The 22,355-nt window shown below is 63.5% G+C and carries 18 protein-coding genes; 13 read left to right on the top strand and 5 right to left on the bottom strand.

Annotated elements, in window-relative coordinates:
• Nucleotides 1-65 precede the first annotated feature (65 nt).
• From PSH87_RS03210 to PSH87_RS03150, 13 genes are all read left to right on the top strand, one after another.
• Nucleotides 66-1,736 carry a PleD family two-component system response regulator gene (locus tag PSH87_RS03210; protein ID WP_017738540.1) on the top strand — a complete coding sequence of 557 codons (1,671 nt, stop codon included), beginning with the start codon at nucleotides 66-68 and terminating at the stop codon, nucleotides 1,734-1,736.
• A gap of 53 nt (nucleotides 1,737-1,789) precedes the next feature.
• Nucleotides 1,790-3,751: a methyl-accepting chemotaxis protein gene (locus tag PSH87_RS03205; RefSeq protein ID WP_305432503.1), complete on the top strand. Its 1,962-nt coding sequence runs from the start codon at nucleotides 1,790-1,792 to the stop codon at nucleotides 3,749-3,751.
• Between the two features lie 262 nt (nucleotides 3,752-4,013).
• Entirely contained in the window at nucleotides 4,014-4,469 is a 456-nt protein-coding gene (aroQ, locus tag PSH87_RS03200; protein WP_305432502.1) for a type II 3-dehydroquinate dehydratase, read from the top strand.
• A gap of 24 nt (nucleotides 4,470-4,493) precedes the next feature.
• The gene (gene accB, locus PSH87_RS03195) at nucleotides 4,494-4,955 is read left to right on the top strand and encodes an acetyl-CoA carboxylase biotin carboxyl carrier protein (protein ID WP_017738537.1); all 462 of its coding nucleotides are present in this window, start codon (nucleotides 4,494-4,496) and stop codon (nucleotides 4,953-4,955) included.
• A 17-nt stretch (nucleotides 4,956-4,972) separates the two neighbouring features.
• Nucleotides 4,973-6,334, top strand: coding sequence for an acetyl-CoA carboxylase biotin carboxylase subunit (accC, locus tag PSH87_RS03190; RefSeq protein ID WP_017738536.1), 1,362 nt, complete (start codon nucleotides 4,973-4,975; stop codon nucleotides 6,332-6,334).
• A 284-nt stretch (nucleotides 6,335-6,618) separates the two neighbouring features.
• Nucleotides 6,619-7,497 carry a 50S ribosomal protein L11 methyltransferase gene (prmA, locus tag PSH87_RS03185; protein WP_124525625.1) on the top strand — a complete coding sequence of 293 codons (879 nt, stop codon included), beginning with the start codon at nucleotides 6,619-6,621 and terminating at the stop codon, nucleotides 7,495-7,497.
• A gap of 30 nt (nucleotides 7,498-7,527) precedes the next feature.
• A complete protein-coding gene (locus PSH87_RS03180) occupies nucleotides 7,528-8,769 on the top strand; it encodes a DUF3426 domain-containing protein (protein WP_305432501.1) in 1,242 nt (413 codons plus the stop codon).
• Nucleotides 8,770-8,954: 185 nt separating this feature from the next.
• Nucleotides 8,955-9,968, top strand: coding sequence for a tRNA dihydrouridine synthase DusB (dusB, locus tag PSH87_RS03175; protein WP_257783282.1), 1,014 nt, complete (start codon nucleotides 8,955-8,957; stop codon nucleotides 9,966-9,968).
• The gene (gene fis, locus PSH87_RS03170; protein ID WP_002555375.1) at nucleotides 9,965-10,285 is read left to right on the top strand and encodes a DNA-binding transcriptional regulator Fis; all 321 of its coding nucleotides are present in this window, start codon (nucleotides 9,965-9,967) and stop codon (nucleotides 10,283-10,285) included. The genes dusB and fis overlap by 4 nt, the downstream gene beginning before the upstream one ends.
• 82 nt (nucleotides 10,286-10,367) lie before the next feature.
• Entirely contained in the window at nucleotides 10,368-11,978 is a 1,611-nt protein-coding gene (purH, locus tag PSH87_RS03165; protein WP_305432499.1) for a bifunctional phosphoribosylaminoimidazolecarboxamide formyltransferase/IMP cyclohydrolase, read from the top strand.
• A gap of 167 nt (nucleotides 11,979-12,145) precedes the next feature.
• Nucleotides 12,146-13,438 carry a phosphoribosylamine--glycine ligase gene (gene purD / locus PSH87_RS03160; RefSeq protein ID WP_026137017.1) on the top strand — a complete coding sequence of 431 codons (1,293 nt, stop codon included), beginning with the start codon at nucleotides 12,146-12,148 and terminating at the stop codon, nucleotides 13,436-13,438.
• A 107-nt stretch (nucleotides 13,439-13,545) separates the two neighbouring features.
• Complete coding sequence (locus PSH87_RS03155) at nucleotides 13,546-16,317, top strand: hybrid sensor histidine kinase/response regulator (RefSeq protein WP_305432496.1); 2,772 nt, start codon at nucleotides 13,546-13,548, stop codon at nucleotides 16,315-16,317.
• A gap of 76 nt (nucleotides 16,318-16,393) precedes the next feature.
• Nucleotides 16,394-16,990, top strand: coding sequence for a MarC family protein (locus tag PSH87_RS03150; RefSeq protein ID WP_017738529.1), 597 nt, complete (start codon nucleotides 16,394-16,396; stop codon nucleotides 16,988-16,990).
• Here PSH87_RS03150 and PSH87_RS03145 read toward each other — a convergent pair.
• From PSH87_RS03145 to cobG, 5 genes are all read right to left on the bottom strand, one after another.
• Complete coding sequence (locus PSH87_RS03145; RefSeq protein ID WP_017738528.1) at nucleotides 16,987-17,766, bottom strand: hypothetical protein; 780 nt, start codon at nucleotides 17,764-17,766, stop codon at nucleotides 16,987-16,989. The genes PSH87_RS03150 and PSH87_RS03145 overlap by 4 nt on opposite strands.
• A gap of 236 nt (nucleotides 17,767-18,002) precedes the next feature.
• A complete protein-coding gene (cobJ, locus tag PSH87_RS03140; RefSeq protein WP_305432491.1) occupies nucleotides 18,003-19,640 on the bottom strand; it encodes a precorrin-3B C(17)-methyltransferase in 1,638 nt (545 codons plus the stop codon).
• On the bottom strand, nucleotides 19,640-20,371 hold the full coding sequence (locus tag PSH87_RS03135) for a precorrin-2 C(20)-methyltransferase (RefSeq protein ID WP_305432490.1): 732 nt from the start codon (nucleotides 20,369-20,371) through the stop codon (nucleotides 19,640-19,642). Before PSH87_RS03135 ends, cobJ begins: the two co-directional genes overlap by 1 nt.
• Entirely contained in the window at nucleotides 20,371-20,997 is a 627-nt protein-coding gene (locus PSH87_RS03130) for a precorrin-8X methylmutase (protein ID WP_017738525.1), read from the bottom strand. The genes PSH87_RS03135 and PSH87_RS03130 overlap by 1 nt, the downstream gene beginning before the upstream one ends.
• Nucleotides 20,990-22,336 (bottom strand): precorrin-3B synthase, encoded by a 1,347-nt coding sequence (cobG, locus tag PSH87_RS03125; protein WP_305432489.1) that lies wholly within the window; start codon nucleotides 22,334-22,336, stop codon nucleotides 20,990-20,992. Before cobG ends, PSH87_RS03130 begins: the two co-directional genes overlap by 8 nt.
• Between the last annotated feature and the right edge of the window lie 19 nt (nucleotides 22,337-22,355).

Below are 22,355 nucleotides of genomic sequence, written 5' to 3'. Positions count from 1 at the left end.
AAAAGAGGTGCTAGCATAGAGCCATCAGTTCGACCTCAGCATGCAGCCTAACTAGTAGTCAGGATATGACCGAGCCAGAAGACCCCAGCCGTGAGCGTCTCAAGCACCATTTTGCCCAGCGGGTAATTCATCAGGCACGTCAAATTCTTGAGATCTGGCAGCGCCTGCAACGCAGTGAATGGTCCAACGCCGACCTCTCCGAACTCAGCGAGGCCAACCTGCGCCTGCTGCGTTTTGCCGAACGTTTCGAACAGCCCGAGCACGGCCAGTTGGCCCGGCACATCGGCGAGTCGCTCAAGCTGGTGGACGAAAACCGTGGCCGCCTGAGCAGCCAGCTGATCACCGAACTCAATCGCTTGATGCAGCGCCTGTCGCGCACCGGCCTGCGCCAGGGCGACCAGCTGGAACAAACCTTCCTGCCGCCGATGCGCAAGCCGATCTACGTGATGCTTGCCGATCACGACCGCGCCGAGCGCCTGGCCAAGCAGCTGGAATTCTTTGGCATGAGCGCCCAGTCCCTGGACAGTGTGGCGGCGTTTCGTGCGTCGATGGCCGAGCGCCTGCCCTCGGCCATCGTCATGGACGTGGACTTCTGCGGCCCGGGCCTGGGCCTGCAACTCGCCGCCGAAGCCCAGGAAGGCCTGGAGCAAAAGCTGCCGCTGCTGTTTTTCAGCCTGCACGAGACCGACACCCCGACCCGCCTCGCCGCCGTGCGCGCCGGCGGCCAGGAATTCCTCACCGGCACCCTGGAAGCCTCCAGCCTGCTGGAAAAAATCGAAGTGCTCACCTGCGTCGCCCAGTACGAACCCTACAAAGTCCTGATCATCGATGACTCGCGGGCCCAGGCGCTGCATACCGAGCGGCTGCTCAACAGTGCCGGCATCGTCACCCGCACGCTGATCGAGCCGATCCAGGCCATGGCCGAGCTGGCCGACTTCCAGCCCGACCTGATCATCCTCGACATGTATATGCCCGCCTGTACCGGTACCGAACTGGCCAAGGTGATCCGCCACAACGACCGCTACGTCAGCGTGCCGATCATCTACCTGTCGGCCGAAGACGACCTGGACAAGCAGCTGGACGCCATGAGCGAAGGCGGCGACGACTTCCTCACCAAGCCGATCAAGCCGCGCCACCTGATCACCACCGTGCGCAACCGCGCGGCGCGTGCGCGCCACCTCAAGGCGCGGATGGTGCGCGACAGCCTGACCGGCCTGTACAACCACACCCATATCCTGCAATTGCTCGAAGACTGCAGCTTCCGCGCACGCCGCGAGAACAAGCCGTTGAGCTTTGCCATGCTCGACATCGACCACTTCAAGCGGGTCAACGACAGCCACGGCCACCCCATGGGCGACCGCGTGATCAAGAGCCTGGCGCTGTTTCTCAAGCAGCGGCTGCGCAAGACCGATTACATCGGGCGCTACGGTGGCGAAGAATTTGCCATCGTCATGCCGGACACCGACCTGGAATCGGCCTGCAAGGTGCTGGATGAAATCCGTGGGCGCTTTGCCGAAATTCACTACCCGGCCCAACCGCAAGACCTGTGGTGCACCTTCAGCGCCGGCCTGGTGGAGCTGTGCGACGATTCCGACAGCCTGATGATGGCCGCCCAGGCCGACGAGGCGCTGTACCGCGCCAAGCACGCCGGACGCAACCGGGTACAGGCTGCGCGCACGTCAAAGCAAAGTGCCACCTTTTCACCAGATTCCACTGATACCGTCATAACCCTGTAACTAAAACGCAATAACTTCAGGCACTTACCTTTTGCTGTCGGTTGAAACCACGCATGCGCCTGAAGCTGCTGACCAATCTCAATACCCTTCTGCTGGTGGCCGTGTGCCTGGCGCTCGGGGCGACACTCTGGTGGTCGCAACGGGCACTGGAGCGCCCGTATTTGTTGATGGAACGCTACCTGGGCCTGTCCCAGACCTTCCAGAACCAGGCCGCGCGCAATATCGACGACTACCTCGCCAGCGGCGACGCCCTGCGTTTGAGCAGCGCCAGCCAAAGCCTGGAAAGCCTGCTGCAGCATCTGGATGAACTGCCCGCCGACCTCGCGCAAAACCTGCGCCCGAGCCTTGCCGACCTGGACACCTTCGGCAAGACCGACCTGCTCGCCGCCGGCAAGCTGGCCGGCGACCCGCAAGCCTTGCTGCTGCAAGCCGAGCGCGAACTGGGCGCCAATCTGGAGCAACTGAGCCAATACGCCCTCGGCGTGAACTCCGCGGACGCCGCGCGTTACCTGCCGCCGCTGCTGGCCGCGTCGCAGCACCTGGGCAAGCTGTCCCTGGCCCGCGACAAGCTGGTCAGCAGCGGTCGCGCCGAGCTGGCGGATGATGTGGAACGCGAAGTCGGCAATATCCGCAGCCAGGCCGACGTGCTGGGGCAACTGCCGCTGCTGGGCGTGAAGGCCAGCGCCGAGTCCAGCGCCGACGACTTTTCCGCCTTGATGGGCCTGGAAAACAGCGAAAAAGCCGAAGTTCAGGACACTGGCGTCGACCTCAAGCGCGAACTCAACAGCCTGCTGACCCGCTACCCCGCCGAACTCAAGCGCACCCGCGAACAGATCCAGCAACGCGCCGACCTCGCCGCCAGCACCCACCTGAAAATCAACGCCGTGCAGCAAGCCATCGCCGGCCTGGAGCCGGTGGTGCGTGCGCAACACGGCAGGATCCAGGGCGAAGTGCGGGTGATGCAAGGCGTGATGATCGGCCTGATCCTGCTGATCGCGCTGCTGATCGACACCCTGCAACGCCGTTTGGCGCGGGTGCTGACCAACCTGGCGCCAGCGCTGTCCACTTGGGCCGAAGGCGACTTCAGCCAGCCAATCGCCTTGGGCAAGACCAACCGCGAATTGCACGACATCGAGGCGTCCCTGAACCGCCTGCGCGCCTATCTGGTGGCGTTGGTGGGCACCATTCGCGGCAATGCCGAGGAAGTCGCCGGCAGCAGCCGCGCCCTCGCCGAGCTGAGCAGCGGCCTGCATGACGGCGCCGAGCGCCAGGCCGGCGACACCGCGCAGATCCGCGACTCCCTGGGCGAGCTGGAAGCGACCATTCAACAAGTGGCCGGCGACGCCAGCCAGGCCGCCGGCGCCAGCCGCAGCGCCGGTGAAGCCGTGGAACAGGGCCAGCGGGTAATCGGCCTGAGCCTCACCGGGCTGCACGCGTTGGTGGGTGAAGTGCAGCAAAATGCGCAGATGATCGAGAAACTCGCCGCAGAATCCGCCACCATCGGCGGCGTCCTCACGGTGATCCGCTCGATTGCCGACCAGACCAACCTGCTGGCGCTCAACGCCGCCATCGAAGCCGCCCGCGCCGGTGAAGCCGGGCGTGGCTTTGCCGTGGTCGCTGACGAAGTGCGTTCCCTGGCCCAACGCACCGCCGGCGCCACCGCCGAGATCCAGACCCTGATCGCCGGCCTGCAAACCGCCGCGCACCAATCGGTGCAAGGCATGCGCGCCCAGGTCGAACACGCCGAAGCCACCGCCCAGCAAGCGCAAGCGGCCGACGGCGCGCTGGATGAAATCGTCGGGGCGATCCAGACCATTTCCGACACGGCGGTGCGCATTGCCGATGTGACCGCACAGCAGAGTGGCGCGGTGAGTGAGATTCGTGACAACAGTGAGCGGATTCATCAGCTGGGTGAGGACAATCTGCTGCGCATCGGCCAGGGCCGTAGCCAGGGCGAGCACTTACTGGTACTCGGTGGACAGCTCAACACGGCGGTGCAAGCTTTCCGCGTTTAACACGGCCTCAGCCTGGATGGAGACCAAATGTGGGAGCTGGCTTGCCTGCGATAGCGGCATATCAGTCAAAGATGCATCAACTGACAGACAGCTATCGCAGGCAAGCCAGCTCCCACACTGACCGGATCCAGCCCGGCAGTCACAAATTTTGCGCTATCCTCGCTAATCGTGCTGCCTACTGCATAGAACTGGACAGTCACAAAGGCTTTGCGGCATAGTCGCCGGGTTCTGCCGTACCCCTATCAATAACAAGGAACAGCCGATGGCGACCTTTCTGGTTCTGCACGGACCCAACCTGAACCTGCTCGGCACCCGTGAACCGGGCGTCTACGGGGCAGTGACCCTGGAACAGATCAACCTCGATCTGGAACGCCGGGCCCGTGAAGCCGGCCACCATCTGCTCTACCTGCAAAGCAACGCCGAGTACGAATTGATTGATCGCATCCATGCCGCGCGCGGCGAAGGCGTGGACTTTATCCTGATCAATCCCGCCGCTTTTACGCATACAAGCGTTGCATTACGTGACGCGCTGCTGGCGGTGAGCATCCCATTCATCGAAGTGCATTTGTCCAACGTGCACAAACGCGAAGCTTTCCGCCATCACTCCTACTTCTCCGATGTAGCGGTAGGTGTGATCTGCGGCCTTGGCGCCAGCGGTTACCGACTGGCCCTGGAGGCCGCCCTGGAACACATTGAACAACCGGCCAAGTGCCCCTGACCGACCCTTGGGAGTTGATGATTCATGGATATCCGTAAAGTTAAGAAACTGATCGAGCTGCTGGAAGAGTCCGGTATCGACGAGCTGGAAATCAAGGAAGGCGAAGAATCCGTACGGATCAGCCGCCACAGCAAGACCCCGGCCCAACAGTTCTACGCACCGCAAATGCAAGCACCGGCTCCAGCCGCTGCCGCTCCGGCTGCTGCACCGGCCGCCGCTGCTCCTGCTGCGCCAGCTGCCCCTGTGTTGAACGGTTTCGTGGTCAAGTCGCCAATGGTCGGTACGTTCTACCGCACCCCGGCACCGACCTCGCCAGCCTTCGTTGAAGTCGGCGCAACCGTGAAAGTGGGCGACACCATCTGCATCGTCGAAGCGATGAAGATGATGAACCACATCACCGCTGAAAAAGCCGGCGTGATCGAATCCATCCTGGTAGAAAACGGTCAGCCGGTTGAGTACGACCAGCCGCTGTTCACCATCGTTTGAACCGCGGAGCGCCTTCGATGTTGAAACCTGCGAAGAAACTGCAAAAAGTCCTGATCGCCAACCGCGGCGAGATCGCGCTGCGGATCCTGCGCGCCTGTAAGGAAGAGGGCATCAAGACCGTCGCTGTTTACTCGACGGCCGATACCGAACTGATGCACGTGAAACTGGCGGACGAAAGCATCTGCATCGGCCCGCCACTGGCCACGAACTCGTACCTGAAAGTCTCCAACATCATCGCGGCCGCTGAAGTGACCGGCGCTGATGGCATCCACCCGGGCTACGGCTTCCTCGCGGAAAACGCCGATTTCGCCGAACAGGTGGAAAAATCCGGCTTCGCCTTCATCGGCCCGAAAGCCGAAACCATTCGCCTGATGGGCGACAAGGTGTCGGCCAAGGACGCGATGATCGCGGCCGGCGTGCCAACCGTTCCAGGTTCCGACGGCCCGCTGCCGGAAGACGAGGAAACCGCTCTGCGCATTGGTCGTGAAGTCGGTTACCCGGTGATCATCAAGGCCGCCGGTGGCGGTGGTGGTCGCGGCATGCGCGTGGTGCACAAGGAAGAAGACCTGATCGAAGCGGCCAAGCAGACTCGCTCCGAAGCGGGCGCCTGGTTCGGCAACCCGATGGTCTACCTGGAAAAGTACCTGACCAACCCACGTCACGTGGAAGTGCAAGTACTGTCCGACGGCCAGGGCCACGCCATCCACCTGGGCGACCGCGATTGCTCGCTGCAACGTCGTCACCAGAAGGTACTGGAAGAAGCGCCGGCACCGGGCCTGGACGAAAAAGCGCGCGAAGAAGTCCTGGCTCGCTGCGTCAAGGCGTGCATCGACATCAACTACCGTGGCGCCGGTACCTTTGAGTTCCTCTACGAGAACGGTCGTTTCTACTTCATCGAGATGAACACTCGTGTGCAGGTAGAGCACCCGGTTTCGGAGATGGTCACCGGTATCGACATCGTCAAGGAGATGCTGAGCATCGCCGCTGGCAACCCGCTGTCCTTCACCCAGGACGACGTGAAGATGCACGGCCACTCCCTGGAGTGCCGTATCAACGCCGAAGACCCGAAAACCTTTATCCCAAGCCCTGGCCTGGTCAAGCATTTCCACGCGCCCGGCGGCAACGGCGTACGTGTGGATTCGCACCTGTACAGCGGCTACAAGGTTCCGTCCAACTACGACTCGCTGATCGGCAAGCTGATCACCTGGGGCGCGACCCGCGACGAGGCCATGGCCCGTATGCGCAACGCCCTGGACGAAATCGTGGTAGACGGCATCAAGACCAACATCCCGCTGCACCGGGACCTGGTCCGCGATGAAGGCTTCTGCGAAGGTGGTGTGAACATTCACTACCTGGAACACAAGCTGGCCAACCAGTAAGTGCTCCACCCAACAAAACCGCCTTCGGGCGGTTTTGTTGTTTGTGGGATAGCAAAACACAGCCAATCTTCTGCGGGAGCTGGCTTCTGTGGGAGCTGGCTTGCCTGCGATGCAGGCACCTCGGTTTGTCAGCCAAACCGAGTCGATGCTATCGCAGGCAAGCCAGCTCCCACACAACCCCGCTCCCACATTTGTTATGTGTACACCCCTCCCGCCGCTCGCGTAAACTTGCGCCCTTTCGCGACCCACCCGTCGCACATTCAATTTTTTCAAAGGTGCCCGCCATGCCTTGGCTGCAAGTCCGTCTCGCCATCAGCCCAGAACAAGCCGAAACCTACGAAGACGCGTTCCTCGAAGTGGGCGCCGTGTCGGTGACCTTCATGGACGCCGAAGACCAGCCGATCTTCGAACCCGAACTCAACACCACCCCGCTGTGGTCCCACACCCACTTGCTGGCCCTGTTCGAAGACGGCACCGATGCCGCCGCCGTCCTGGCCCATATGGAACTGCTCACCGGCGGCCCGCTGCCGGAGCATCACAGCGAAGTCATCGAAGACCAGGACTGGGAACGCAGCTGGATGGACAACTTCCAGCCGATGCGTTTCGGCCAGCGCCTGTGGATCGTGCCGAGCTGGCACGCCGCGCCGGAGCCTGACGCCGTCAACCTGCTGCTGGACCCGGGCCTGGCGTTCGGCACCGGCACCCACCCCACCACCGCGCTGTGCCTGGAATGGCTGGACGGCCAGGACCTGGCTGACAGCAACGTGCTGGACTTCGGCTGCGGCTCGGGCATCCTGGCGATTGCCGCCCTGCTGCTGGGCGCCAAGGAAGCTGTCGGCACCGATATCGACGTGCAGGCCCTGGAAGCCTCCCGCGATAACGCCGGGCGCAACAATATTCCCGAAGGCAAATTCCCACTCTACCTGCCGCAAGACCTGCCACAGGTGCAGGCCGACGTGCTGGTGGCGAATATCCTCGCCGGGCCGCTGGTTTCCCTGGCCCCGCAGCTGTCGAGCCTGGTCAAGCCGGGTGGCCGCCTGGCCCTGTCGGGCATCCTCGCCGAGCAAGGTGAAGACGTGGCCGCCGCCTACGCCAAGGATTTCGAACTGGACCCGATCGCCAACCGTGATGGCTGGGTACGCATCAGCGGGCGTCGGCGCTAGAATGAGCGCTTGCCTGAATCGGATGGCCGCATGACCGACAGTTTCGTCACCCAGTGCCCACATTGCCAAGCGCGCTTTCGCGTCAACCACGCTCAACTGAGCGTGGCCCGCGGCGTGGTGCGCTGCGGCTCGTGCCTGCAAGTGTTCAATGCGGTGCGCCAGCTGCTGGAGCAGCGCGCCAGCGCCACGGCGGCGGAACCCGAGGTGCCGATCAGCGTTGAACCGGCCCCCGAGCCGCCCCGCGCCATCAGCCAGAAGCAGTGGACCGCCGAAGAGCTGGACCTCGATAACCTGGACCTGGACCAGGAACTGGCCAAGCTCGAACGCCGCGAGATTCAGCACACCCAACCGTTGGGCGCAGAACGTCGCCAACCGGGCACCGACCGCCGCCAAAAGGACGAACCCCTCAGCGCCAGCCGCGACACCGTCAAGGCCGAGGAAGAGAAGTGGGCCGCCAGCCTGTTCAGCGAACCGCCGGCAGAACGCGTCGCCGCCGACGAAAATGACGCCGAACCGACGAACGCACCTGCGACCCGGCAGCGCACCGAACCATCCATGTCCTTGCACACCGACGATCTGGACGACGAGCCGCCACTGCGCTCGACGCCGGACGAGGACGACATCGACCCGCCGTTCACACCGCTGACCCATGCCGCAGAAGAATCGGAACCCGAAGAGCGCCCGACCTCGCGCCGCAAGCGCCCACGCGCGACCACCAGCGTGCACGACGAAGTGCTGCAGGACCTGGAAGACGACCCGCTGCACCTCTACGCGCAAAAACGCCCGCAGGGCTGGGGCCGCCGCCTGATCTGGATCCTGCTGGTGTTGATCGCCGCCGCAGGCCTCGCCGGCCAGTACATCGCCTATCAATTCGACGACCTGGCCCGCCAGGACGCCTATCGTCCATGGTTCCAGCAACTGTGCCCGACCCTCGGCTGCACCGTGCCATCACGGGTCGACATCGCCCATATCAAGAGCAGCAACCTGGTGGTGCGCAGCCACCCGGAGTTCGCCGGCGCGCTGGTGGTCGATGCCATCATCTATAACCGCGCCACGTTCTCCCAGCCCTTCCCGCTGCTGGAGCTGCGCTTTGCCGACCTCAACGGCAGCCTGATTGCCAGTCGTCGCTTCAAGCCTGCCGAATATCTGAGCGGCGAGTTGGCCGGGGTCAGCGAGATGCCGTCGCAAACGCCGATCCATATCTCCCTGGACATCCTTGATCCAGGCAACAAAGCCGTGAACTACAGCCTGAGCTTCCACTCGCCCGAGTGAATCGGCCGGCATACAAAGGCTTGACGGCGGTTTGTTGACTTTTCGCCGCGCAACCAAACCGGCGGCGATAAAGAAATAACTGTTCAGATTTTATCCAATTCAGCCTTTATCCAGTCATCGAGAGCGGGTATCATGCCAACCCTTTTTCGAACTCTAATGATCCGGCCCCACAACAGGGAAGTCCTATGTCGGCGGTACGCATCGGCCCATACACATTGCACAACGGCTTGATTCTCGCCCCGATGGCGGGCGTCACCGACCAGCCCTTTCGTCAGCTGTGCAAGCGGTTGGGCGCAGGTCTTGTAGTCTCGGAAATGGTCACCAGCGACATGAGCTTGTGGAACACCCGCAAATCGCGGATGCGCATGATCCACGAAGGTGATCCCGAGCCCCGCTCGGTACAGATCGCCGGGGGTGATGCGCAGATGCTGGCGGATGCGGCCCGGGCCAACGTGGAGTTGGGGGCGCAGATCATCGACATCAACATGGGCTGCCCGGCCAAGAAGGTCTGCAACAAGGCCGCCGGTTCCGCGCTGTTGAAAGATGAGCAGTTGGTTGCCGAGATCCTGCAGGCCGTTGTCGCCGCAGTGGATGTGCCGGTGACCCTGAAGATCCGTACCGGCTGGGACCGGGACAACAAGAACGGCCTGACGGTGGCGAAGATCGCCGAACAGGCAGGAATTACAGCGCTGGCGGTGCATGGCCGCACCCGCGCCGACCTTTACACCGGTGAGGCCGAGTACGACACCATCGCTGCGATCAAGCAGGCGGTGTCGATGCCGGTGTTTGCCAATGGCGACATCGACTCAGCCGAGAAAGCCCGGCGCGTGCTCAACGCAACCGGTGCCGATGGCTTGTTGATCGGCCGGGCTGCCCAGGGGCGGCCATGGATTTTCCGTGAGATCGAGCATTTTCTGCGTACCGGCGAAGTGTTGCCGGCACCGGAGTTGATCGAGGTGGAACGTATTCTGCTAGAGCATCTGGCCGCCCTGCACGCCTTCTACGGAGACGTGATGGGAGTACGCATTGCTCGCAAGCATGTCGGCTGGTATCTCGCAACCCTGCCGGGCGCCAGGGAGTTTCGCGCCCACTTCAATCGTTTGGATGATACGGAAGCACAGTGCGCCAACGTTCGTGAGTTCTTCAGCGAGCGTTACAAGAGCCTGGGGACAGGGGACGGAGAGGGGGTGGCCGCATGACGATGATGACCGAGACTTTAGTGAGTGGAACAACACCCGTGAGCGACAACGTCAATTTGAAACAGCACCTGAACACGCCAAGCGAAGAAGGCCAGACCCTTCGCGGGAGTGTCGAGAAGGCGCTGCACAATTATTTCGCCCACCTTGAGGGCGCTTCCGTCACGGACGTGTACAACCTGGTGCTCTCCGAAGTCGAGGCGCCCTTGCTCGAAAGCGTGATGAACTACGTCAAGGGCAACCAGACCAAAGCCAGTGAGCTCTTGGGCCTCAACCGTGGCACCTTGCGCAAAAAGCTCAAGCAGTACGATTTGTTGTAAGCATTCAATCAAACCAGAAAGGCGCCCGCGTAAAAAACGGTCGCCTTTTTTGCTGACTCCTTTGCTTTTGATGGAAATTGAAATGACCGACCAGACTACCCGCCTGCCGATCCGCCGCGCCTTGATCAGCGTTTCCGACAAGACCGGCATCCTCGAATTTGCCCGGGAGCTGGAAGCCCTGGGCGTGGAAATCCTCTCCACGGGCGGGACCTTCAAACTGCTGCAGGACAACGGCGTGGCCGCAGTGGAAGTGGCGGACTACACCGGTTTCGCAGAAATGATGGACGGTCGGGTCAAGACCCTGCACCCGAAAATCCACGGCGGCATCCTCGGCCGTCGCGGCACCGACGACGCGATCATGGCCGAGCACGGCATCAAGCCGATCGACCTGGTGGCCGTCAACCTGTACCCGTTCGAAGCCACCATCAACAAGCCAGGCTGCGACCTGCCGACCGCTATCGAAAACATCGATATCGGCGGCCCGACCATGGTGCGCTCGGCAGCCAAGAACCACAAAGACGTGGCCATCGTGGTCAACGCCAGCGACTACGCCAATGTGCTGGAAGGCCTGAAAGCCGGCGGCCTGACCTACGCCCAGCGTTTCGACCTGATGCTCAAGGCGTTCGAACACACCGCCGCCTACGACGGCATGATCGCCAACTACATGGGCACCGTTAACCAGGCCGCTGAAACCCTGTCGACCGAAGGCCGCAGCCAGTTCCCGCGCACCTTCAACAGCCAGTTCATCAAGGCCCAGGAAATGCGCTATGGCGAGAACCCGCACCAGAGCGCGGCGTTCTACGTGGAAGCCAAGCCCGCCGAAGTGGGCATCGCCACCGCGACCCAGCTGCAAGGCAAGGAACTGTCCTACAACAACGTGGCCGACACCGACGCCGCGCTGGAATGTGTGAAGAGCTTCGTCAAGCCGGCCTGTGTGATCGTCAAGCACGCCAACCCGTGCGGCGTGGCCGTAAGCCCGGACGCTGAAGGCGGTATCCGCCAGGCGTACGAACTGGCCTACGCCACCGACACCGAATCCGCGTTCGGCGGCATCATCGCCTTCAACCGTGAGCTGGATGCCGAGACCGCCAAGGCGATCGTCGAGCGTCAGTTCGTGGAAGTGATCATCGCCCCAAGCGTCAGCGAAGAAGCCCGCGCCATCGTCGCCGCCAAAGCCAACGTGCGCCTGCTGGCCTGCGGCGAGTGGTCGGCTGACCGTGCTGCCGCCTGGGACTACAAGCGCGTCAACGGTGGCCTGCTGGTACAGAGCCGCGACATCGGCATGATCGGCAGCGAAGACCTCAAGGTTGTGACCAAGCGCGCACCGACCGAGCAAGAGATCAACGACCTGATCTTCGCCTGGAAAGTGGCCAAGTACGTTAAATCCAACGCCATCATCGTCTACGCCAAGAACCGCCAGACCATCGGTGTCGGCGCCGGCCAGATGAGCCGCGTGAACTCGGCGCGTATCGCCGCGATCAAGGCTGAGCACGCGGGTTTGCAGGTAGTGGGCTCGGTGATGGCTTCCGATGCGTTCTTCCCGTTCCGTGATGGTTTGGACAATGCCGCAAAAGCGGGCGTGACTGCCGTGATTCAACCGGGTGGTTCGATGCGCGACGCCGAAGTGATTGCTGCGGCTGATGAAGCCGGCATCGCCATGGTCTTCACTGGCATGCGCCACTTCCGCCACTGATCCAATTTGCCTGGTGGGCACTGGCTTGTGTGGGAGCTGGCTTGCCTGCGATGCGGGCGACTCGATGTATCAGATGCACCGAGTCGATGCCATCGCAGGCAAGCCAGCTCCCACAAAAAAGCAGCCCGCATTGTTTCCAGAATTCAGCGTCATCCGAGGTTTTTGAAATGAATGTTTTGATCATTGGCAGCGGTGGCCGTGAACACGCCCTGGCCTGGAAAGTAGCCCAGGACCCACGCGTCCAGAAGGTTTTCGTCGCACCCGGCAACGCCGGCACCGCCATTGAAGCCAAGTGCGAGAACGTCGCTATCGACGTGCTGGCCCTTGAGCAACTGGCCGATTTTGCGCAAAAGAATGTCTCCCTGACCATCGTCGGCCCGGAAGTGCCGCTGGTTGCCGGCGTCGTGGACCTGTTCCGCAGCCGTGGCCTGGACTGCTTCGGCCCTACCGCTGGCGCTGCCCAGCTGGAAGGCTCCAAGGCGTTCACCAAGGATTTCCTCGCGCGCCACAAGATCCCGACCGCCGACTACCAGAACTTCACCGAGATCGAGCCAGCCCTGGCTTACCTGCGTGAAAAAGGTGCGCCGATCGTGATCAAGGCCGATGGCCTGGCCGCCGGCAAAGGCGTGATCGTCGCCATGACCCTGCAAGAAGCCGAAGACGCCGTGCGCGACATGCTCGCCGGCAACGCCTTTGGTGAAGCCGGTTCGCGCGTAGTCATCGAGGAATTCCTCGACGGCGAAGAAGCCAGCTTCATCGTGATGGTCGACGGCAAGAACGTCTTGCCGATGGCCACCAGCCAGGACCACAAACGCGTCGGCGACGGCGACAGCGGCCCGAACACCGGCGGCATGGGTGCGTACTCCCCGGCTCCGGTGGTCACCGCTGACGTGCACCAGCGCGTCATGGACCTGGTGATCTGGCCAACCGTGCGCGGCATGGCCGACGAAGGCAACGTGTACACCGGTTTCCTCTACGCTGGCCTGATGATCGACAAGGCGGGCAACCCGAAGGTCATCGAGTTCAACTGCCGCTTCGGCGACCCGGAAACCCAACCAGTGATGCTGCGCCTGCAGTCGAGCCTGGTATTGCTGGTGGAAGCCGCCCTGGCCCAGGCCCTGGACAAGGTTGAAGCGCAGTGGGACCCACGCCCGAGCGTCGGTATTGTGCTGGCCGCCGGCGGTTACCCGGCCGACTACGCCAAGGGCGATGTGATTGAAGGCCTCGACGCAGCTGCTACGCTGGAAGGCAAGGTGTTCCATGCGGGCACCGCGCTCAAGGATGGCAAGGTTGTGACCGCAGGTGGCCGCGTACTGTGCGCCACCGCGATGGGTGCCAGTGTGGACGCCGCGCAACAGCAGGCGTACAAGCTGGCCGCGAAGATCGACTGGAAAGGCTGTTTCTACCGCACCGACATCGGCTATCGCGCGATTGCCCGTGAACGTGGCGAGAACAACTGATCAGTCGTAGCTATCCGTTCGGTTAGGCAAGGGCCCCTGGCCCTTGCCGTACACATGTCGCCCCGCGCATAGTTAACCCGTGCATCAACCTACGAAGGGATTTCGCCGTGCGCTGGCTCAGGATCGCCATAGGTTTCACAGTCAGTCTGCTGACACTGCTCTGCTTGTTCCCGGCCCAGGCTGCGGCACAAGGCAGTGGTTGGGCGGTATTGCTTGATGAACAGGCCGATCTGCAACTGAGCGACATCCGTTCCCCCCGCTACACCAATCAATTCAGCCCCATCGAACTCGACCGGATCACGGCCGCACAGCCGGACGGTGCGTTGTGGGTACGCTTCAAGCTGCAACCCGGCAGGCACGAACAAGTGCTGCGGGTGTTTGCCCCGGACCTGTCCCACCTGAGCCTCTACGTCCTGGACGGCGACACCCTGGTGGAACAACAGAGCACCGGCACGCGCCAGCCCCAGGCTGAGCGCCCGCTGCCCAGCAGCGATTTCATGCTGCCCATGCCCCAGAGCCAGAAACCCCTCGAGGTCTACCTGCGCCTGGTCTCCGAACACGAACTGCGCCCCTACATCACCCTGGAACCGGCCGTCCTCGCCGCCGCCAACCAGACCCAGACGCTGATCTACGGCCTGCTGTTCGGCTGCCTGCTGATGCTGATCCTGCACAACCTCACGCGCTTCGCCTACCACCGCTCACGCAGCAGCCTGTGGCTGGCGGCGTGCGAAGTGCTGCTGATGCTGAGCCTGGCACTGCTGCTCAACGTAATCGGGCCGTGGCTGCCGAACTGGCATGCGATCCAGACCCCAGGCGCCTACCTCGCCCTGTTGCTGACGGCGCCGTGCGGGCTGATGTTTGCCTACCGCTTCTTCATGCCGCTGGGCCCGCACCCGCTGAACAAGCTGCTGATGGCCGACATCCTGTTCATCGTGCTGTGCGGCCTGCTGCTGTTGTTCGTCAACACCCTGCCGCTGAACATCATCACCTACGCCCTGGTGGCCCTGGCCGGCCTGAGCATGCTGTTTGTCTCGGCCTATCACTGGCAGAAAGGCTACCGCCCGGCGCGCCTGTTCGTGGCCGCGATGGTGGTGTTCAACACCGGTACGCTGATCATCCTCCCCGCCCTGCTCGGCCTGACGCTGCTGGCGCCGCAAGGCTTGATCGTCACCCTGCTCGCCTTTATCTGCCTCAGCGGCTTGCTGATGAGCCTGGCCCTCGGCGAACGCCAGCGCGCCATCGTCGAAACCCGCTTCAGCCTCAGCCGCGACCTCGCCGCCAGCAACGCCGAAATCGCGGCCAAGGCCGAGTTCCTGGCGAAGATCAGCCACGAGATCCGCACCCCCATGAACGGCGTGCTCGGCATGACCGAGTTGCTGCTGGGCACGCCGCTGTCGGTGAAACAGCGCGACTACGTGCAGACCATCCACAGCGCCGGCAACGAACTGCTCACGCTGATCAACGAGATCCTCGATATCTCCAAGCTCGAATCCGGGCAGATCGAACTGGACGACGTGCAGTTCGACCTCAACGCCTTGATCGAAGATTGCCTGAGCATCTTCCGCGCCAAGGCCGAGCAGCAGAACGTCGAGCTGATCAGCTTTATCCAGCCCCAGGTGCCACGTGTCATCAGCGGCGACCCGACCCGCCTGCGCCAGGCGCTGTTGAGCCTGCTGGAAAACGCCTTGCAAAAGACCGACGAAGGCGAAGTGCTGATCGTCGTCGCCCTGGACGAGCGCAGCACCAAGCCGCGCCTGCGCATTGCCGTGCAAGACAGCGGCCTGCCGATGGAAGCGGCCGAGCGTGACGCCCTCTTGCACAGCGAACTGCACAGCAAGAACTTCCTCTCGGCCACCCGCTTGAGCGGCCACCTGGGTTTGGTCATCGCCCGCCAACTGATCCTGCTGATGAACGGCGAGTTCGGCATCAAGAGCGGCAGCCACCAGGGCAGCACCCTGTGGCTGACCTTGCCGCTGGACCCCGAACGCCTGGAACACCCGACCTCCGACCTCGACGGCCCGCTCAAGGACGCGCGCGTGCTGGTGGTGGACGACAACGACACCTGCCGCAAAGTGCTGGTGCAGCAATGCACCGCCTGGGGCTTGAACGTCAGCGCCGTGCCGTCCGGCAAAGAAGCCCTGGCGCTGCTGCGCACCAAGGCGCACCTGCGTGATTACTTCGACGTGGTGCTGCTGGACCAGAACATGCCCGGCATGACCGGCATGCAATTGGCGGCGAAGATCAAGGAAGACCCGAGCCTGAACCACGACATCCTGTTGATCATGCTCACCGGCATCAGCAATGCGCCGAGCAAGATCATCGCGCGCAACTGCGGGATCAAGCGCATCCTCGCCAAGCCGGTGGCGGGCTACACCCTCAAGACCACCCTGGCCGACGAACTGACCCAACGCAGCAAGGGCAACACCCAACCACGCCCGCTGCCCAGCGCGCCGGCCGCGGTGACCGTCCCCGCCGACTTCCGCATCCTGGTGGCCGAGGACAACAGCATCTCCACCAAGGTGATCCGGGGCATGCTCGGCAAGCTCAACCTCAACCCGGACACCGCCAGCAATGGCGAGGAAGCGCTGGAAGCGATGAAAGCCCAGCGCTATGACCTGGTGCTGATGGACTGCGAAATGCCGATCCTCGACGGGTTCTCGGCGACCCAGCAACTGCGCGCGTGGGAAGTCAGCCACCAGCGCATCCGCACGCCGGTGGTGGCGCTCACCGCGCACATCCTCTCGGAACACAAGGAGCGCGCGCGCCAGGCCGGGATGGACGGGCACATGGCCAAGCCGGTGGAATTGTCGCAGCTGCGTGAGCTGGTGGAGTACTGGGTGGCGCAGCGCCAACAAAGGCCTGAACACGCGCCTTCCTGACCTGAGATGCAGCTCCCACATTTGATCTGCGTCGCCTGATAGACTCGACACACTTCTCCCGCCGCGAGCCGCCCCCATGCTCCACGTGTTATTCAGCGTCTACCTGAAAATGCTGGTGCTCTACAGCCCGTTCTTCGTGCTGTCCTGCTTTATCAGCCTCACCCGCGGCTACTCCAACAAAGAACGGCGGCGCCTGGCCTGGAAAGTCGCCTTGGCAACCCTGGTATCGAGCGTGCTGCTCTACCTGTTCGGTCGCGTGATCTTCAGTGTGTTCGGCATCACCGTGGATGCGTTCCGCATCGGCGCCGGCAGTGTGCTGTTCATCTCCGCCCTGGGCATGGCCCAAGGCAAGTCGGCGGTGCAGAGCGACAACGTGCAGCAGGACGTGACCATCGTGCCGCTGACCATCCCCCTCACCGTCGGCCCCGGCACCATCGGTGCGCTGCTGGTGATGGGCGTCAGCCAGCCACACTGGGATGACAAGCTCACCGCCATCCTCAGCATCGCCCTGGCCAGCCTCACGGTGGGTGTGGTGTTGTACCTGTCCAACCGCATCGAACGCATTCTCGGTGACCAGGGCTTGCAGATTGTCAGTCGGTTGATGGGCTTGTTCGTGTGCGCCCTCGCCGCGCAAATCATCTTTACCGGGGTGCGCGGCTACCTGGTGCCTTAGATCCGGTATTTGGCGATGGCCAGCTGCACCTTGTCACCCGCGCTCTCGCGCATCAGCTGGATGGTTTTTTCATTGACCACCGAGGTATTCAATACCAGGCAGGTCTGCCCGCTGAAAGCCTCGGAAGATGAGCTGTCCCACTCAAGGAACGGCAGGCCGACCTGCTTGCTCACGCCACGGGTGCTGTAGGTCACCAGCACCATCGTCACTTCGCCATCGGTCTGCGCGCACGACGCGAGGCCGAAGTCGCCCCCCTCCTGCACCGTGCTGTTGCGCTTGAACAGCTCAAAGGACGCCGGAGCCTGTTTCATGGCCTCCAGCGCATCTGCCGCCAACTTCGGCAACGCCGCCAATAGCGGCGAGGCCAATGAGGTGGAAGCCAGCATCGCGGCAATCATGTTCAGCGCCGCCAGTTGCACCGTCAGGCCCCTGCCGGAACTGGCCACCCGCTCAAAGCTGCTGCGCAGCGGCAGCCAGCCCAGGCTGATCATCACCTTGATAAATTCGTCGTACCACGCTTCGGTCCCTCGGTGGACCTTCAACACATCGCTGACGTAACTGCTCGCCAGCAGGTAGCTCTTGCGAATGTATTCCCGATTCAACGCCGACATGCCCGCGACGAACGAGATCACGCCGTTGTTGACCACCGCCGCATTACTGTCATCCGCCATGTCCACCGGCGCTGAGCTATTCGCTCCCGGCGAGCCTGGCAGCTTGTAGGCGGCAATCAACTTGCGCCGTTTTGCACTGATGATCCTTTTGTGATGTCGCTCCATTTTCAGTTCTCCACAAGCACCCCACATGGGGCTTGCCCTCACACTAGTCCAGTGGCCGCCAGGCTTTCCACGCCACAAACATAGCTTGGCGCCACCCGCCAAAACCCAGCGCCCAGCAATCGCGCGGGGTAGCTGTGGGCCTTCCGGATTTCATTGCGTAAAAAAGAAAAAGCCCCGGACAACCGCAGGTGAATCCCTGGGTCATTCGGAGCTTTCCGGCAGCCGCGAGGCTGTTTTCAGGAGGCGGGTTTCTCGCCGTACCAACGCGGCGTGTACACCCATTCACCGCCACCGGCGCGCGGAAACACGCATGTGGTGGATGAGCCGACCAGCACCATGGTGCGCATGTCCACCTGCTCAGGTGTCAGTTGCCCAAGGGTGGTGACGCGCAGGGTCTGGCCCGGGCGCCCGATATCACGGCCCAACACCACCGGCGTTTCCGGCGTGCGATGCAGCGCGACGATTTCCAGGGCGCGCCCCAGTTGCCACGGCCGCGAGCGCGAGATCGGGTTGTAGAACGCCAGCGCCAGGTCGGCCTGGGACGCGAGGTCCAGGCGCTTTTCGATGATCGACCAGGGCTTGAGGTTGTCCGACAGCGACATCACGCAGAAGTCATGCCCCAACGGCGCGCCCGCCTGGGCAGCGGTGGCGAGGGACGCCGAGACGCCCGGCAGGATCTGCAGGTCAACCTGATGCCACGCCGGCTCACTGGACTCATGCAACGCTTCGAGCACCGCAGCGGCCATGGCAAACACCCCCGGATCGCCGGACGACACCACCACCACCGAGCGGCCTTGGGCGGCCAGCTCGAACGCGTGGCGCGCGCGCTGCATTTCTTCGCGGTTATCGGTGCAGTGCTGCACTTGATCGTCACGGAACGGCCCGGCCATGCGCACGTAGGTTTCGTAGCCGAGCACGTCGGTGCAGCGGGCCAGCTCGGCCTTCACCGCTGGCACCATCAGTTCGGCCGCGCCGGGGCCCAGGCCGATCACGGCGAGACGGCCGCGCACACGCCCGACCTGGGACAGGTCCAACGGCTGCTCGGCAACGTTGACCACGATATCGGCATCCTGGCTGACGCGGGCAAACCGCAGCGGCACACCCAGCTCCAGCGCCGCTTCATGCAACGAGGCTTCGGCCATCTGCGTGTCGCTGGCCAACAGGCACGCCAGGGATTGCACGGCAATGCCCGCGTCATGCAACGCCGAGCGCACACGCTCGGCCAACTGCGCGCCCGGCTTGCAGGCCACGCTGACGTTCTTCGGATAGATCAGCAATTCGTTGGCGGCCGGCACACGCGCGGCACTGCCCACATGAATCGCCAGGTGCGCCTGCTGATCCTGCGGCAAGTCGGCCTGGTCCAGCCACGGAGCCGCGCCTTCGATGCGCACGCTGGCGCCGGCCAGCAGGTCGGAGACGAAGCGTTTGCCCAACTCCAGGTCGGCCAGTTCATAACCGCTTGGCGGGTTGAGCAGGCAGGTGCCAAATCGCAGCTCGCCACTGGTGGTGATCGCAGCGGCCACGTCCAGCGCAGCGGCAATCTCCCGCGCCATCACGTTCACACCGCCCAGGCCACCGAGCAGCGGCACCACGGCGCTGCCGTCTTCGGCCACGGCCAGCACGGCTGGTTCTTCGCCCTTTTCCAGCAGCAGCGGCGCGAGGGTGCGGATCACGATGCCAGCAGCGCACAGCGCAATCAGCGGCGTGCCCTGTTGATACAGCTGACGCAGGGTCGCGCCGAATTCGCTGCAGGTCTGGTCCGCGCCTTCAACCCGTGTAGCCAAGCCGTGGATCAACGCGCCGGGGTAAACCTGCTGGATCTTGCGCGCAGTGGCCAGGCTGCCCTGGCCCAGAATGACAATCGCCGGGCTCATCAACCTTGCCACCGTTCACCGGGCACGATGATCAGCGAGAAGTACGGCGACGACGACGGATCCACCTGATCCAGCGCCACGATCTTCTGATTGGCCATGGTGGCGCGTTCCACATACAACGCGCGCCCGGCCAGGCCGAGTTCCTCCAGCACCTGGCGCACTTTCGGGAAGTTGCGGCCCAGCTTCATGATCACCGCCGCATCGGCATCGGCCAAACGGCGCTTGAGATCGTCATGGGGCAACACGCCCGAGAGCACCGACAGGCTCTGGTTGCGATACACCAGCGGCGCGCCGAGCACCGAGGCGCCGCCGAGCATCGAGCACACGCCAGGGATGACTTGCGCGTCGTAACGCTCGGCCAGGCGGTCGTGCAGGTACATGTAGGAGCCGTAGAAGAACGGGTCACCTTCGCAGATCACCGCCACATCATGCCCGGCGTCCAGGTGCGCAGCCACGTCCACACTGGCGGCGTCGTAGAAGTCGCTGATCACTTGCTCGTACGACATCGGCGCCGGCAAGGCTTCGGTGGTCACCGGGTACACCAGCGGCATCAGGGTCTGCTGAGGCACCAGGTGGTCCTCGATGATGCCGAAGGCGTTGCCCTTCTTGCCCTTGGCCACGAAGTACGCCACCACCGGCGACTCACGCAACAGGCGCAAGGCCTTGAGGGTGATCAGTTCCGGGTCGCCGGGGCCGACGCCCAGGCCGATCAAACGTCCGCGCGCCTGCATTATTCGACCTCCGTGGCCAGGGCATTCACCGCGGCGGCGGCCATCGCACTGCCGCCCAGGCGGCCCTGCATGATCACGAACGGCACGCCACGGCTGTCAGCGGCGAGCATCGCCTTGGATTCTGCGGCGCCGACAAAGCCCACCGGGAAGCCGAGGATCAGTGCCGGTTTCGGCGCGCCGGCATCAATCATTTCCAGCAGGTAGAACAACGCGGTCGGTGCGTTGCCGATCACCACCACGCTGCCTTCCAAATGCGGGCGCCACAGCTCCAGCGCGGCAGCGGAACGGGTGTTGCCCAGCTCCCGCGCCAGCTCCGGCACGCTGTCGTCGCGCAGGGTGCAGATCACCTCGTTGTTGGCCGGCAGGCGCGCACGGGTCACGCCTTCGGAGACCATCCGCGCATCGCACAAGATCGGCGCGCCAGCGGCCAGCGCATCGCGCCCGGCCTTGCCTGCACCTTCGGAGAATTGCAGGCCGTCGATGGCGTCGACCATGCCGCAGGCATGAATCACCCGCACCGCGAGTTTTTCCAGGTCGGCCGGGATGCGCTCCAACTTGGCTTCCGCGCGAATAATGGCGAAGGAGTTGCGATAGATCTCCTGACCGTCGCGGATGTAATCAATCATCGGTGTTGCTCCGTGGGCGGGCGCGCAGCAAGGCGCCCGTCGCTTCAATAGAAAGGGCATGCGCGTGCAGCCGGCCGAAACCGGGCTGGGCTGCATCGCGAAAATAGAGGTCGTAGTGGCCGGGGCTCACGGCCAGCAAGGTCACCGGCGCGGTGTGCGCGGCGGCGCAGGAGCGCGGGCAGCCAGACAGGTGCACGTCATGCTCCACTTGCAGGGCGGCGAGCTGAACGGCGTCGGCCTTGGTGTCGGCCAGGGCCTTGCCGCAGCCGCTGGAGCCGGTGCAGGCGGTCATGCGCGCCAGGGGCTGGTCGATTGAACACAGAAAGCCCAGCTGCATGAGGCGTTCGGTCACGGCGTGGGGTTTTTCGACGCAGGGCAGCAGCACGCCTTGCCAAGGGGTGAAGCGCAACGTGCCGTCGCCGTAGTCGCTGGCCAGTTGCGCAGCGCCTTTGAGCATCGTCGCGTCCAGGCGGCCCAACGGTGCGATGGCAGCCACGTAGAACTGATTTTTTTGCACCTGTGGATAAGTGCCGAGGTGCAGCAAAGCGCCGCTGGGCGGGCGTTTGAAGCCGTCGGCCGGTAGCAACGGCAGGCTGACGCGGCTCAATAACTTATCCACAGCCAGATGACGCATGCGGGTCTGCTCTGGCGTGGCGAGGTCGAGAAACGCCTCCAACACGCCCACCACCAGTGCATGTCCTTGCTCCAGCGGCACGGCAGCCAGCGGCGCATCCAGCCCCGGGCAACCGGCCAGGCCAAACGCAAGCAGCGTCTGGCCATCGCGCACGAACGCCGACAGCCACAGGTCATGGTGATGTTCAAGCATCGCCAGGTCCTCGCCGCCATCCAGTTGCACGGCGAACTTGGCCGACAGCTCATGGAAACGCGGATGGCCTTGCAGGGTATCGAGGATCTGATCGGCCAGCGGGCGCGTGTCGAACAGCATCTGCGGGTCGATCCCGGCACTGGGGCTGAGCATCAGGTTGCGCACGTCGTCGCCCGCGGCGTTGTTGGGGCCCAGGTCGGCGGCCAGCAACATGGCGATCAACGCGCCCTCTTCGCTGCCGATCCCGCGAATCTGCAGGTTGGCGCGGTTGGTCGCCTCGATCACCCCGCCCGCATAGGCCTGGGCCGCGTCCGCCACCGCATGGGCTTGCGCGGCGGTGATGGAACCGCCGGCCAGTTTGATCCGGCAAATGCCGCCGTCCAACGCCTGGACAATACGCAGCAACCCCGGACAAGCCGAGGGGCGCAAGGTATTCACAGCGGGCGATGGTTTCACGGGGCTACCGGTCGATGGGTAAAGGCGCGGTATTATGCCTGCTTTGTCCGGCGGCATGAAAAGCCTGCCCGTCGGA

The organism is Pseudomonas sp. FP453 (assembly GCF_030687495.1).
Classification (GTDB): domain Bacteria; phylum Pseudomonadota; class Gammaproteobacteria; order Pseudomonadales; family Pseudomonadaceae; genus Aquipseudomonas.
Note: the sequence above shows the minus strand (reverse complement) of the source record. Positions and strands in the feature narration are given on the sequence as shown.

What these genes read in the sequence shown, in the direction of transcription:
- PSH87_RS03210 (WP_017738540.1), top strand. Translation starts at nt 66, where the DNA reads ATGACCGAGCCAGAAGACCCCAGCCGTGAGCGTCTCAAGCACCATTTT.
- PSH87_RS03205 (WP_305432503.1), top strand. Translation starts at nt 1,790, where the DNA reads ATGCGCCTGAAGCTGCTGACCAATCTCAATACCCTTCTGCTGGTGGCC.
- aroQ (WP_305432502.1), top strand. Translation starts at nt 4,014, where the DNA reads ATGGCGACCTTTCTGGTTCTGCACGGACCCAACCTGAACCTGCTCGGC.
- accB (WP_017738537.1), top strand. Translation starts at nt 4,494, where the DNA reads ATGGATATCCGTAAAGTTAAGAAACTGATCGAGCTGCTGGAAGAGTCC.
- accC (WP_017738536.1), top strand. Translation starts at nt 4,973, where the DNA reads ATGTTGAAACCTGCGAAGAAACTGCAAAAAGTCCTGATCGCCAACCGC.
- prmA (WP_124525625.1), top strand. Translation starts at nt 6,619, where the DNA reads ATGCCTTGGCTGCAAGTCCGTCTCGCCATCAGCCCAGAACAAGCCGAA.
- PSH87_RS03180 (WP_305432501.1), top strand. Translation starts at nt 7,528, where the DNA reads ATGACCGACAGTTTCGTCACCCAGTGCCCACATTGCCAAGCGCGCTTT.
- dusB (WP_257783282.1), top strand. Translation starts at nt 8,955, where the DNA reads ATGTCGGCGGTACGCATCGGCCCATACACATTGCACAACGGCTTGATT.
- fis (WP_002555375.1), top strand. Translation starts at nt 9,965, where the DNA reads ATGACGATGATGACCGAGACTTTAGTGAGTGGAACAACACCCGTGAGC.
- purH (WP_305432499.1), top strand. Translation starts at nt 10,368, where the DNA reads ATGACCGACCAGACTACCCGCCTGCCGATCCGCCGCGCCTTGATCAGC.
- purD (WP_026137017.1), top strand. Translation starts at nt 12,146, where the DNA reads ATGAATGTTTTGATCATTGGCAGCGGTGGCCGTGAACACGCCCTGGCC.
- PSH87_RS03150 (WP_017738529.1), top strand. Translation starts at nt 16,394, where the DNA reads ATGCTCCACGTGTTATTCAGCGTCTACCTGAAAATGCTGGTGCTCTAC.
- PSH87_RS03145 (WP_017738528.1), bottom strand. Translation starts at nt 17,766, where the DNA reads ATGGAGCGACATCACAAAAGGATCATCAGTGCAAAACGGCGCAAGTTG.
- cobJ (WP_305432491.1), bottom strand. Translation starts at nt 19,640, where the DNA reads ATGAGCCCGGCGATTGTCATTCTGGGCCAGGGCAGCCTGGCCACTGCG.
- PSH87_RS03135 (WP_305432490.1), bottom strand. Translation starts at nt 20,371, where the DNA reads ATGCAGGCGCGCGGACGTTTGATCGGCCTGGGCGTCGGCCCCGGCGAC.
- PSH87_RS03130 (WP_017738525.1), bottom strand. Translation starts at nt 20,997, where the DNA reads ATGATTGATTACATCCGCGACGGTCAGGAGATCTATCGCAACTCCTTC.
- cobG (WP_305432489.1), bottom strand. Translation starts at nt 22,336, where the DNA reads ATGCCGCCGGACAAAGCAGGCATAATACCGCGCCTTTACCCATCGACC.